The organism is Mesorhizobium sp. P2_C4, from assembly GCF_056404575.1.
The window spans coordinates 924211-937276 of the sequence record NZ_JBFUDT010000002.1 but is presented as its reverse complement, the minus strand read 5'-3'; the positions used below and the strand labels follow the sequence as shown (position 1 = coordinate 937276).

Sequence of the window (13066 nt, the reverse complement as noted above, 5' to 3'; positions counted from 1 at the left end):
ACAGCCGCACAATGCACCGAATGCGACAGAGGCGACGGCGCAAATTCGCCATCGCTGTCGATGTATTGCTACGCGCTACTGGGTCAGCACGTTGCTGATCTCGACCATGTTGGAGCGGACCCTGAGCACGTAGAAGCCCATCGTCGTCAGATGCGTCGGCATGATCCAGCCGTCCTCGCGGCCATTGGCGATGATGAAGGGCTGGATGCGCAGCGCCGAGACGAACTGCGAGTCCATGGTGTCCCACAGATTGCCGAGATGCTTTTCCTTGATCACGTCCTCGAAATCGGCCTGGGCGCCCTTCATCAGCCCGTAATAGGCATAGAGCTGGCCATAGGCGAACCAAAAGCGGTCGTCGGCGCGGAAGTCGAACCAGCCATTGTTGTGGTTTTCAGCGCGTTCCTTGAGGATCGCCGAGGTCGAGCCGATATCAGAGGAGATGCGGTCGATATATTGCTTCAGATTGTCGGCGCGGGCGTCGAATGTCGCCTGGCAGGTGGCCAGCCGGGCGTTGAAAGAGCGCAGCTTGTTCACGGCATCGCGATAGTAGCTCGGGGTCGGGGTCTTCGGGCCGAAGGGGTTCAGGCCGAAATACCAGGTCTCCTCGTCGAACTGCAGATTGCCGCGCGCGTCCTGCAGATCGGCGTCGATCTGCGATGTCGTGCGGACGCGGCCAAGATTGTCGGCCAGTTCGGTCGCCGTGCGCCGCACCGCCTGGTTGACGCCGCGCTGGAACGAAGCCTTGTTGTCCATCCACGGCGTGTGATCCCAGTCGATGCCGAACAGGCCGAGCTTGTAGAGGATCATCGACGAGATCCAGGCATTCTGGTTCACGTTGAAGTCGGTGAGGTCGGCCGCCACCTGGGCTATGCCTGAGTTTCCGCAGGTCTTGGCCGTATCGGTGCCGGCGCCGGCCGCGACCTGTTCACCGGCCGAGACGTTGCGGTTCTCGAAGGTATATTTGTCGACGTAGTTGGGATCGAACTTGTTCCACCACTGGGTGGCGTAGAAGAAATTCGCGTAGAGACCGAGCAGCACCAGTAAAGCGAGGCCGACCACCGCCTTCAGGATCCAGCCGCGCTGCGTATACCAGCTCCCGGCCCATAGGAACGGCCACAGGATCACACCGATCAGCAGGCCGATGCCGCGACCAATCCACTGGAAAATGCGGGTGAAGAAATTCACGATCGGATCAAGCATGGCTGTGTTCACCCCTCAGTCAGTCAGGCCATAGAGGCGTGTGCGAAACGCCACCTTGTCTTTCAAATATGTGGTTTTCAGAACGTCCACAACATGCGATCGCCAGGCGTCGCTGTAGCCGTCATAGTCCCTGTAGAAGCCCGGCTTGTTGAAGACATAGCGCGAGACGAAGTCCTGCGGCACGAAATCCGAGATCAGCTGATTGGTCAGCCAGGCATCGGGATGATCGGGCTTGGCCCGGATCACCAGGAAGCGCTGCTGCGGAAACACGTCGTCGATCTTGAGATGGCCAAGCTGGGAAATCTCGCGCTTGGCAGCGTTGAGGAAGGGGAAATTGCCGTCCCTCGTGATCAGGTCGGCATGGCCGTGAATCCAGGTCTGCAGCCAGACCTTGTCGACGTCGGTCAGATTGCGGTCGGGCTCGGAGTCGCGGATCAGCGCGCGCACCACCATTTCGGCGCGGTGCTCAAGATAGCCGGAGGTTTCGATCCACGAGGCGCGCGGCAGTTCGATGCGGCCGGTCGAGGCGAGGAACTTGAACACCTTGTCGGCATCGCTGATCGAGATGTAGCTCACCTGCCACGGCCGCGAGCGGCGGAAGCCGGGTGCAGCCGGATCGCTGATCACCGTCGTCATGTCGGGATCGACGAAGACGTAGAGGCCGCCGAAATGGCTGGTCCAGTAAGCGTTGTGGCGGAAGATCACCTGATCGGGCACCAGCGCATTCTCGCGGATGTCGCCACAGATCTTGGCCAGCTCCACCATGCGGGTAAGCATGGTGTTGTCGCGCCAGGCGTCTGGTTCCTGCTTCAGCCGGTCGACCAGCTTGCCGAGCTCGGCCGCCTTGCCCAGCACGTCCTCCGCCGACAGCACCTTGAACTCGACCTGGCTGATCGACAACAGGTCCTCGATGTCGTTGACCTTGGGGACAGAATCCTCGATCTCGCCGTAGATCACGTCCTTGATGGTCAGCGCGTCGATGGCGCGCTGGTTCTTCGACATGAACTCGAACATCAGCTGCGAGGTGTTCGAAAAGGCGGTGTGGACCACCGGCAGGTCGATCTGCGACGGCGTCAGGATGATGAAGCGGCGATTGACCTCGTCGGGATCGAGATAGTCGTAATCGCCGCATTCCTCGGCCACTTCTGGCGAAAAACCGGTGCGATCGATCTGGAAGCTCTTCAGCTTGGTTGCTTTGAGCCCGAAGGCCACCATCGCCTTGTTGTAGCGCTGGATCAGATGCGGTTCGTCAACCGTCAGCAGCCGGCCGTAGATCAGCTCATTGTCGCGGAGAAGGTCGGGTTTTTTGGCGGTTTTCACTCTTCCTTCTCCCCGTTTACGGGGAGAGGGGGGCGGCGGCGCATTTCACGCATTCCACAGCCCCTTTTTCTTCATCTCCTCGATCTCGCGCACCGCACGGTCGCGCAGGCGGGTGTCGCGGATCATCTTGGTGACCGCGGCATCGTCGGACTTGTCGGAATAGCGGAACTCCGAGTCGGCGTAGCGGTTGACCTCCTGCATGACCATGTCCATTGAGAACGGGCCGCGCAGTTCCTCGATCATCGCCTTCTTGTCGTCGTAGCCCTTGTGCATGAAGGCTTCCGGCTTCTCGAACCACTCATCCGGCAATTCGATGTCCATGGCGCGCATCTTGATGGCGTCGGTGACGTTCTTGATGGCGCGGCCGGTGAAGCGCGGCTCAGCGTCCTTGATCATGTGCAGATAGGTGCCGATGTCGGCCATCGATTTCGGCGCGCCGTTCTCCTTCATGTAGCGCTCGTAGACCTTGATCAGCCCGTCTTCCTGCGGCTTTTCATGCTCTTCATAGGCTTCGGTCACCGCGCGCTGGATTTCCTGGGCGGCATAGAGCTTGTGGTCGCCAAGCGGGATCTTGTGGTTCTTGCCCGCCAGCAGGACAAAAATGTCGATGTAGTCGTCGCGGCTCTGCGGCCCGTCGACCAGCCAACGGGCGCCGGCGCGCTGGCGCAGCGCATCGTCGACGTTCTCGGGGTAGTTGGAAAACATGCCGAACGCGCAGTTGCCGCGCACCACGGTGCCGGCGCCGGCAAAGGCGTCCATCAAGACGCCGGTGATTTCCTGCTGGCCGGCGGAGGCACGGTCATCGGAGCGTCTGGCCGCCACCTGGTCGATGTCGTCAATGGTGCCGAAGCCGATGACGCGCGGGTTCAGCACATTGTTGATGAACTGGCGGCAGTTCTGGCCGGATTTGCCCTGATAGGAGGAGATCTGGTCGACGCCAAAATTCTCGTAGGCAAAGGGGTAGCCGGCGACCTGGCAGTAGTCGTTGACGAGACCGGCGATCATCTGGATCAGCGTCGTCTTGCCGGTGCCGGGCGCACCATCGCCGATGAAGGTGAACAGGAAGCCGCCGAGCTCGACGAACGGGTTCAGCTCGCGCTCGAAATCATAGGCCATCAACATCTTGGCGAGCTTGACCGACTGGTATTTGGCGATGTGGTTGCCGACGACCTCTTCCGGCTTTTTGAAGGTCATCACCAGCGGTTTCGAGCGCTTGCCCGGCGCAACGTCAAAACCATCCAGAGTGAAATCGTCGGCGTCAATGCGGATATGGGCGTTCTCGAATGGGCCGATGCCGTCGAAGCGGCCTTTGCGGGCCAAGAGCCCGTCAATAGCGACACGGGCAAAGGCGCGCGCCCTGGTCATCAGATCGACATCGTCCTTCGAGCCGGCAATCGCCTTGTCGAGGCCGGCGACGATCGACTTCACCGCGTCCTGCGGCGTGTCGAACAGGAAGTCCGGCTCGGGGATGTCGTTCGGCGCCTCGCCGTCGCTGTCGACCAGCTGGAACAGATAGGAGGCAAGGCTGAAGGCCGAAATGTAAGCCGAGGCTGACAGAAGCTTCTTGAAGGTCGTGGCTTCGTCGCCTTCGAGCGGGGCGCGGGTGTTCTTCGCCTGCAGGCTCTCAAGGTCGGAGCCTTCGGCGAAGACATCGGAAATGGCGAGCGCAATCGCCAGGCCGCGCCGGGCGCGATAGAGCAGCGTGTGCTGCGGGATGCTCATCAGCTGATCGTCGGGATGGATGGCGGCGACGGTCTTGGTAAGCTCGACTTCGCGCGTGCGCCGCACCGAGCCAACAGAGACGGTCGAGACAAAACGGCGGTTGGTGCCGGCAAGCGCGGTGCCGGATTCGCGTGAAGGATCTTCCAGAACGACGACGCGGGTGATGAAGCTCTGCGCGGTAGCGCGGTGCTTTTCGATTGCGGCTTCCGGGATGGTGGTCAGGCCGGTGTCCATGAAGGATGCTCCGTGGTGTGACGGTCAGACGTCTGAGATGACCTGCCCGTTTGACAGGATGTGGACCTTGTAACCGGAAAAGATCTTTTGTGCCTCGCCGGCGGCGTAGAGCGCCTGATAGGCCTCGTGCGGGATCAGCGCGTGGTTCTCGTAGCTAGAGACACCCTGGCGCGCGGCTTCCAGATCGTCGGTGTTGATGAAGAACTCCTGCGTCGTCTTCTCGCTGGAGAACAGGCCTTTGCGGCCGGGCTTTTCGCCCTTCGAATAGACTTCCTGGATGGTCCAGGTCAGCAGCCAGGCGTTTTCCGGCTTGCGCACCTTGGCCAGCACTTCCGTGACCGTCGAGTTGTTGTCGGTAATGCCTGCCGAATAGAAAGGACCGAGCACGACGCGGCGCAGCTGCTTGGGGTGCAGCGGCTCGAAATCCTTGTCGAGATTGACTGCGATGGTCGCCGGCGACAGCGTGTAGGCGGAGTTCTTCTCGGTGAAATCGTCGAACCGATGGGCAAGCTCGGGATTGAGCAAGCCGTCGACGGGCAGCGGAATGTCGACTTTGTCGTTGAGCTTGCCGCTGCTGTCGACGAGCTGGCGGATCATGTCTTCGGAAGAATCCTCCACCGTCACCATGTAGACCAGCGGCAGGTTGGCACTGCCGTCGAAACTGGCCCAGTGGACGAGATAATAGGGCCACCCGGTCTTCGGATTGACCGAGACCTTTGCCGTCTGCGCCAGCGAGAAGGGGCCGAAGGTCTGCTCGCTCTTGACGTCCTCCAGATAGAGCCGCTCGGCCATCGACTTCTGCAGCGCCTCGGGGAACTCCTTGTGGCGCAGGATGAAGTCGGCCATTTCCTCGCGCAACTCGCCGGCCAGCGGGATGTTGGCGAGGCGGCTGTCGGCCTGGCGGCGGTCGTTTTCCAGTTCGAGCAGGTTCTGGAAGACCGGAAAACCGCTTTCGGCGCGCGAAATGCGGAACGTGTCCATGAAGCCCAGCCGGTTGCGCCAGCAGGTAAAGGACTTGTCCAGCCGGGCAATATATTCGGCGACGATCTTGGCGACGATGCCGTGCCGGTAGAGCGGCGAACGGTCGTCGCGCATGAACACTTCAAGGCCGCTGAGTGCAGCCGTGATCGCCGAAAAATAGCGTGCCGCCGCTTCGTTTTCGGGGGTCATGCTAGTGCTCTCAGGCTGGCCATGGACGCGGGCGGTGGCTGCACCCTTACGACTGCACGTAGTCTGCCGAATTGTGCTTCTTCAGCACCTCGTCGAAGCGGCGGGCGAAGGCGTCGTCGGCCAGCTTCTTGCGGCGCTGGATGTCGCCGCTGGCCACCATGTTCTTCTCGTGCATTTCGAGGAGATCGCCAATGTGCTTCTGCGAGGCAGCGCCAATGCCGGCCATGGTCTCCTCGGCGGTGTTGTCGACCTGGCTGCCCAGCGTGTTGATCTTGTGGGCGACGTCCTGCTGGGCCGCGGTCTTCAGCGAATCTTCCAGCGCCTTGTAGAGCACGATGCGCTGCTCGGTATCGATGGTCAGCTTGTTGATCAGCGTCGACTGCGCCGCAATCTGGTTGTTGAGCGAATCGACGAAGGTCTGGAACATCGAGGTGTAGCGCTCGAGTGTCTGGCTTTCGGCCAGCAATTCCTGCTCCTTGGCCTGCTTTTCGTTGTATTCGGTGGCCAGTTTCGAGCGCTCGCCCTCAAGCTGGGTGCGCTCCTTCTGGCTGGTCGACGCCGCGATCTTGTTCTCGATGTCGAGCAGAAGCGGATTGACCTCCTCGATGCGTTTCTGCACGGCTTCGAGGTTGGCCATGGTCACCTTGCGGCGCTCGATCACCTGCGCCAGGCTGGCCTCGGAGGTCTTATAGCGCTGGTCGAGAACTTCCTTTTGCGCCTTGAGGATGCCGACGATGGTGTCGGACTTCGCCAGCAGTTCCTGCAAATTGCCGGCCAGCGACATGTTGCGCACGCGATCGGTGCGCATGCGCTGCTTGCTCTGGGCGGAGAAGACGCCGACGAGATTTTCCCAGCCGGTGTAATTCTTCATGCTCTCGAATTCGGCGCCGAAGACGTTGGTGGCGTCCTCCAGCCCGATGATCAGGTCGGCGATGTTGCCTTCCATCACCTTCTGCTGCTTCAGCACATCCTCGATGCGGGCGTTTTCGATGTCGAAATTGGCGTCGCCGATCTTCTTGTCGGCGGTGGCCAGCGTATCAAGCACGGTGCCGGACTGCTCGATCTTGGTGCGCATGTCCTGCACGACCTGCTTGGTCTTGGCAATTTCGGCATCGAAATTCTGCAATGTCGCCATAGGGGCCTCCCGCTTCGGCATCAGTTTCGTGTCGGCGCGAATATATGTGGGGCATCCGGGGAATGAAAGACGCAAGACAACAGAGGGCACGAAAACAAAAGCATTCGCTCCACTCTTGAAACACAATGGAACCGTGAACATGCCATGATTTTCGGATCGACAGGCTGCCATTGGCCTGTGTGGGCGGCTGATCTGGTGGCCCCCGACGGATTCTTGCTCATCCTCTGCGCCTGCATTGCCGACGTCAAGCCGGCCCTCGGCCGCGTTTTCGGGCCGTCAGGCTGACGGGCGGGAAAAAAGCCGCCGCCACCATCGCCGTGATCGCTTTTCTGCCGCGCGGATATCACGGTGTTTTTCAAACGGAATGCCATATTTGCCGCAGTGCAAACAGCTAAAGTCCTGGCCGCAGAGGTCTTCCCAGCACTGAACGTCCCTGGTCAACGCGAGGCCGATGCGCTCCAGATGAAGGTTGCGCGAGCCCTTGATCAGGATCAGCTCATCCGGGCGTTGGGTGGTCCTGATATGATCGGCGGCTTTGCGCACCGAGTGCATTTCGTGGAACCGGCCGCTGTTGCGGTCCTCATCCGAGGGCGCCGCGCGATGTGCATGCTCACCGATAAAAATGATCTCCTGGGCGACGGCTCGGGCGTCCCGGTATGCCATGCGGTAGGCTTTGCTGGCCTTGCCGGCATAGTCGGCAATATGACCGAGCACCACGCGCTTGTGGGGCACCTGAGCCCGATCCAAGGCGGCGAAGGCCAACCCGAGGGAATGGAGCGGCGCCTTGATCGTGTCGATCAGGAAGGTCGGCCCGTGCGGGACCTCCAGCACACCGCAGCGGTTGAACAGGGGCTCGAAACGCGCAACCCGTTCGCCGATGCGCTCTGGATCTAGGCCTAGTTCGATGGCACTCGCTACGGCCGCCGCTACGGGCAGCCAGAAGTGCTCGGCGATGAAGCGCGTATGCAAGTGAAGGGAGCCGCCGGGCCAAGTCAGACGCATTGTCAGCCGCTGCGGGAAGGCGGCGTGGATGTCTGTGGCGCGGTAACGGGCCTGGTCCCCGCGCCCGAAGGTTACGACGCGCGCCGCGCTTGCTGCTGCCATCGCCACGACACGCGCGTCATCGGCATTGAGCATGGCCAGGCCCTCGGGCGGAAGCGACTGGACCAGCGCCTGCTTTTCGGTAGCGACGGCGTCGGCGCCGCGAAAGATGGCTCTGTGTTCGTCGGCAACCAAGGTGACGACCGCGACGTGCGGCTTGAGCAGCGATGCCATCGCTCCCACGCGGCTTTTGCCGCCAGCGGCCACCTCCACCACCGCGTAGTCGGCGTCACGTGACAGACGTCGGAGCCCTTCGACAAGGGGTTTGAACGTGTTGCCATGGGTCTGCTTATGGACGCGTCCTTGCGAGTCGAGGATAAAAGCCAGAAGTTCTGCCGTCGTCGTCTTGGCCGAACTCCCGGTAATGCCGATCACCATGGCCTTGCTGCGCCGTCGCCGCCGGCGCGCGAGCTCGACATGACAACGCTTCCTGATGGCGCGAAAAGCAGTTCGCGTCCGTCCTGCCCGGTCCAGGCCGAGCATCAGCGTCGCCCGCTCGGCAACGGTGCGCATGAAACGATGCCCTCCGGTTCGACACCGTGGGGCACTCTGTGCGTGCGCAGCGCCGCATGCAACCCCTTGCATGTCGCGTACGCAGCGCTGCCGCGGCGATGGTTCAGGGCTTCGGGTCTGCCTTCAGATAGGCGATGACATTGGCAATGTCGTCATCGTTGCTAAGACCGCCAAACGCCATCCTGTTGCCGGGCACTTTCAGTTTGGGAGCCCTGAGGTATTCGGTGAGATTGGCCTCGTCCCAGACAAGGCCTGCGGCGCCGGCGCTTGTCATAGCTTCCGAGTAGTGGCCGAGGAAGCTTGCGGCGGTGCCTGCGGTGCGGCCGACGACACCCAGCAGATGCGGGCCGACCTTGTCGCGATCGGTCGCCGCCTCGTGGCAGGCCATGCACCGGTTGAAGACCTTCTTGCCGAGCGCGGCGTCGCCATCCGCGTGCGCGGCAAGGACGCCAAGAAGAAATGCTGCTGCAAACGAAACGGCTCGAAACATGGCTGACCCCGATGAGTTCTGGTTGGAGCACAAAATAGGACCGAGGCCTTAACAAACGCAGCTTCACAGCTGGTGCGCCACCATTTCCGCGACTGCTTGCCGGATCGCCATTTCGATCGCCGTCGTCAGGCCTTGATGAAGCCGATGAAATCGTCGGGCGCGGCGCGGCCCATTTCTTCTTCCCAATGGCGGCGGCAGAGCGAGACATAGACGTCCTTGCCGATCGCCACCTGTTCGCCTTGCCTGGCCACCTTGCCGTCCGGGCCGAGACGCACGACCATCGTCGCCTTGCGGCCGCAGCGGCAGATGGTACGCACTTCGCGCAGATCGTCGGCGATGGCCAGCAGCGCGCGCGAACCGGAAAACAGCTTGCCCTGGAAATCGGTGCGCAGGCCGTAGCACATGACCGGGATGTTCAGCCGGTCGGCAATTCGGGCGAGCTGCCACACCTGCTCCTCTTCGAGGAACTGCGCCTCGTCGACGAAGACGCAATGCACCGTCGTGTGATCGTGATGCTCGGCGACGCGGGCGAACAGATCGTCGCCATCGCGAAACATTTCGGCTTCGGTCTCCAGGCCAATGCGCGACGAGATCAGCCCGCTATCGCCCTTGCGGTAGTGACCGGCAACGAACAGCATCGTCGTCATGCCGCGTTCGCGGTAATTGTACGACGCCTGCAGCAGCATCGTCGTCTTGCCGGCGTTCATCGTCGCATAGTTGAAGTAGAGCTTGGCCATGCCGTCCTTTTAAGCCGAGTTGTCGCCGCGCGGGGAGGGGGCGCCAGCGCCATTCCCCTGAAAAAGCCGCCTTCCATCAAAAAAGCGGCAGACGTGTCGCTCATCGGCCAGTCCGCGCCGTTGATCGTGATTGCCTTGGCGCTTGAAACCGCACCAGAATGGTGTTTGGCTGACGAAACAAGGCGGAGACAAAAACCGTAACTTCGCTTCGCCAAGAAATCGAAATGGGAGAATATCAATGTCGCGTATGAATTCCCTTGTCGCCGGCCTCGGCCTGGCGGCTTTGCTGTCCACCAGTGCTGCCTTTGCCGGCGATGCGGAAAGCTGCAAGACCGTGCGTCTTTCGGATGTCGGCTGGACCGATATCCAGGCAACCACCGGCGTCGCCTCGGTGCTGCTCACCGCACTCGGGTACGAGCCGAAGGTGATCCAGCTTTCGGTGCCGGTGACGATGGCGTCGCTGAAGAACAAGGATCTCGATGTCTTCCTCGGCAACTGGATGCCGTCGATGACCAACGACATCAAGGATTATACCGCCGACGGCTCGGTCGAGACCATCAGCGAAAACCTCACCGGCGCCGGCTACGGCATCGTCGTGCCGACTTATGTCGCGGACGCCGGCGTCAAGACGCTGACCGACCTCGGCAAGTTCAAGGACAAGTTCGACGGCAAGATCTACGGCATCGAGGCCGGCAATGACGGCAACCGCATCATCCTCGACATGATCAAGAACCCGGCCGACAATCTCGAAGGCTTCGAGCTGGTCGAGTCCTCGGAGGCCGGCATGCTGACGCAAGCCGAGCAGTCGATGAAGAACAACGAATGGGTCGCCTTCCTCGGCTGGACGCCGCATCCTGTGATGGGCGCCATGAAGATCACCTATCTCGACGGCATGGGCGACACCGGCTTCGGCGCCGCCACCGTGCACACCAATGTGCGCAAAGGCTACACCACCGAATGCCCGAATGCCGGCAAGTTCATCGCCAATCTGAAGTTCAATCTCGACATGGAAGGCGAGATGATGGACGCGATCCTGAAGGGCGCCGACGCCAACACGGTCGCGACCGACTGGCTCAAGAAGCACGCGGACGCGGTCACCCCGTGGATCGCCGGCGTGACCACCTTCGACGGTGGCGACGCGGCGGCGGCGGTCAAGACCGCACTCGGAAGCTGAGCCGACTGAATTCGGCAAGGCCGAACCAGGAAGGGCAGTCACTGTAGAAAGGGCTGCCCTTTTTCATATCCTGTGACAAGATGACCGTCCGGCAAGGACGGCGACTGCCAAAGAGGGGTAAGATGGATCCAATTTCGAAATTCCTGGTCAGCTACAAGATCCCCATAGGCGCCTGGGGCAAGGCTTTCTTCGGCTTCCTCACCGACAATTTCGACACCATCTTCAGGGCCTTCTCCAACGGCCTCAATTTCCTGCTCGACGGCATCGTCGACGGACTTCTGCTGGTGCCGCCCGTCATTCTCATCGCGCTGATTGCGCTGCTCGCCTATTTCCTGCAGCGCTCCAGGGGCTTGGCCGTGGCCGTCTTCATCGGACTGCTGTTCATCCTCAACCAGAACCTGTGGAAGCAGACGGTGGAGACGCTGGTTCTGGTGGTTGCCGCCGCCGCCGCCTCGATGGCGATTGGCGTGCCGCTCGGCATCTGGGCCGCGCACAAGCCGAAGGTCTACCGCATCATGCTGCCGGTGCTCGACCTGATGCAGACGCTGCCGACCTTCGTCTACCTGATCCCGGTGCTGACCTTGTTCGGGCTCGGCAACGCGCCCGGCCTCATCGTCACCATCATCTTCGTCATCCCGACCTCGGTCCGGCTGACGCATCTCGGCGTCACCTCGGTGCCGAAATCGATCGTCGAGGCCGGTGAGGCGTTCGGCGCCACCAAGAGCCAGCTCTTGTGGAAGGTCGAATTGCCCTCGGCACTCCCGACCATCATGGCAGGCCTCACCCAGTCGATCATGCTGTCGCTGTCGATGGTGGTGTTCGCGGCGCTGATCGGCGCCGGCGGCCTCGGCACCGAGATCAACCGGGCGCTGGGTTCGCGCAGGATCGACCTCGGACTTGAGGCCGGCCTCGCCATCGTCGTGCTCGCCATCGTACTCGACCGAATGACGCGTATTGGCGTTGGAGGCAAGAAATGACCGTCGCCGTTGACTTTAGAAATGTCGATATCGTCTTCGGCTCGGATCAAGCCGGTTCGCTGGCGCTGATCGACAGCGGCGCCACCCGCGCCGAAATCCTCGAAAAGACCGGCAATGTGCTTGGCTGCGCCGGCGCCAGCCTGACAGTGCATGAGGGCGAGATTTCCGTCCTGATGGGCCTTTCAGGATCCGGCAAGTCGACGCTGCTGCGGGCCGTCAACCGGCTGAACGTCGTTTCGCGCGGCCAGGTCCTGGTCAAGGACGGCGACGGCACGGTCGACGTCGTCACCTGCGATGAGGTGACGCTGAGGCGGCTGCGGCAGAAGCAGGTCGCCATGGTGTTCCAGCAGTTCGGCCTGTTGCCGTGGCGCACGGTCGAGGAAAACGTCGGCCTCGGCCTCGAGCTCGCCGGCATGCCGGAAGCCGAGCGCAAGCAGCGCGTCAAAAAGCAGTTGGAGCTGGTCCATCTCGACCAGTGGGCGAAGAAATACGCGCACGAGCTTTCCGGCGGCATGCAGCAGCGCGTCGGCCTGGCGCGCGCCTTTGCCACCGAAGCGCCGATCCTGCTGATGGACGAGCCGTTCTCGGCGCTCGATCCGCTGATCCGGACAAAGCTGCAGGACGAGTTGCTGCAGCTGCAGGCGGAGCTGAAGAAGACCATCATCTTCGTCAGCCACGATCTGGAAGAAGCGCTGAAGATCGGCACCCACATCACCATCATGGAGGGCGGACGCATCGTGCAGACCGGCGCGCCGGAAGACATCGTGCTGCGCCCGGCCAACGACTATGTCCGCGACTTCATCGCCAATGTGAATCCGTTGTCGGTGCTGACGGCCTGGAACGTGATGCGCGACCGCCGCGACCTCGAAGAGAGCAAGGATGGCTGGGTGTGGCTCGACCGGCGCAAGACGACGCGCTTCAAGATCGACGAGCACGGGCTGGTGGCGGCGGCCGAGCGTGACGGCAAGCCGGCGGTGTGGGTGTCCTGCGCCGATGTCGAGGCGCAACCCGAGGAGACGGCGCAGGTGTTCTGGGCCAACCCCGGCACGTCGCTGAAGACCGTGATGCTGGCCATGCATCGTTCGCAGACCGCGCCCGTGGCGCTGTTCGACGACCAGTCGCGCTTCGTCGGCGCGATTGGGATCAGGGACGTGCTGAGCGCGGTGTTGCGGCGGTAGACCGCTGGCCACGCTTTTCCGAAAATCGATTCCGATTTTTCGAGCCGGTGCGCTAGGATAGCGTCGCAGCCGCATGGACGGTTGCGCCTGCCATGGGTATCAGAATGCAGCGGGG

Annotated in this window: 11 protein-coding genes; 3 read left to right on the top strand and 8 right to left on the bottom strand. The window is 61.9% G+C overall.

The features are described 5' to 3' along the window. Positions 1–75: 75 nt before the first annotated feature. From AC1DX6_RS10885 to AC1DX6_RS10850, 8 genes are all read right to left on the bottom strand, one after another. Positions 76–1200 carry a DUF2333 family protein gene (locus AC1DX6_RS10885; RefSeq protein WP_477313026.1) on the bottom strand — a complete coding sequence of 375 codons (1125 nt, stop codon included), beginning with the start codon at positions 1198–1200 and terminating at the stop codon, positions 76–78. Between the two features lie 15 nt (positions 1201–1215). Further along, positions 1216–2520 (bottom strand): DUF6638 family protein, encoded by a 1305-nt coding sequence (locus AC1DX6_RS10880; RefSeq protein WP_477313024.1) that lies wholly within the window; start codon positions 2518–2520, stop codon positions 1216–1218. Positions 2521–2565: 45 nt separating this feature from the next. After that, complete coding sequence (locus AC1DX6_RS10875) at positions 2566–4476, bottom strand: AAA family ATPase (RefSeq protein ID WP_477313022.1); 1911 nt, start codon at positions 4474–4476, stop codon at positions 2566–2568. A gap of 24 nt (positions 4477–4500) precedes the next feature. Then, positions 4501–5646, bottom strand: a complete 1146-nt coding sequence (locus AC1DX6_RS10870) for a hypothetical protein (RefSeq protein WP_477313020.1) — start codon at positions 5644–5646, stop codon at positions 4501–4503. Between the two features lie 46 nt (positions 5647–5692). Beyond that, positions 5693–6781, bottom strand: a complete 1089-nt coding sequence (locus tag AC1DX6_RS10865; protein ID WP_477313018.1) for a hypothetical protein — start codon at positions 6779–6781, stop codon at positions 5693–5695. 276 nt (positions 6782–7057) lie between these two features. After that, complete coding sequence (locus AC1DX6_RS10860; protein WP_477313016.1) at positions 7058–8395, bottom strand: Mur ligase family protein; 1338 nt, start codon at positions 8393–8395, stop codon at positions 7058–7060. Positions 8396–8498: 103 nt separating this feature from the next. Then, complete coding sequence (locus AC1DX6_RS10855) at positions 8499–8885, bottom strand: c-type cytochrome (protein WP_477313014.1); 387 nt, start codon at positions 8883–8885, stop codon at positions 8499–8501. Positions 8886–9010: 125 nt separating this feature from the next. Further along, positions 9011–9622, bottom strand: coding sequence for a thymidine kinase (locus tag AC1DX6_RS10850; protein WP_477313012.1), 612 nt, complete (start codon positions 9620–9622; stop codon positions 9011–9013). A 238-nt stretch (positions 9623–9860) separates the two neighbouring features. Here AC1DX6_RS10850 and choX point away from each other — a divergent pair, with 238 nt between their 5' ends. The 3 genes from choX (at position 9861) to choV (ending at position 12951) form a co-directional block, all read left to right on the top strand. Beyond that, complete coding sequence (choX, locus tag AC1DX6_RS10845; RefSeq protein ID WP_477313010.1) at positions 9861–10796, top strand: choline ABC transporter substrate-binding protein; 936 nt, start codon at positions 9861–9863, stop codon at positions 10794–10796. 122 nt (positions 10797–10918) lie between these two features. After that, entirely contained in the window at positions 10919–11773 is an 855-nt protein-coding gene (choW, locus tag AC1DX6_RS10840; RefSeq protein WP_477313008.1) for a choline ABC transporter permease subunit, read from the top strand. Beyond that, positions 11770–12951 (top strand): choline ABC transporter ATP-binding protein, encoded by a 1182-nt coding sequence (gene choV, locus AC1DX6_RS10835; RefSeq protein ID WP_477313006.1) that lies wholly within the window; start codon positions 11770–11772, stop codon positions 12949–12951. Before choW ends, choV begins: the two co-directional genes overlap by 4 nt. Positions 12952–13066: the final 115 nt, after the last annotated feature.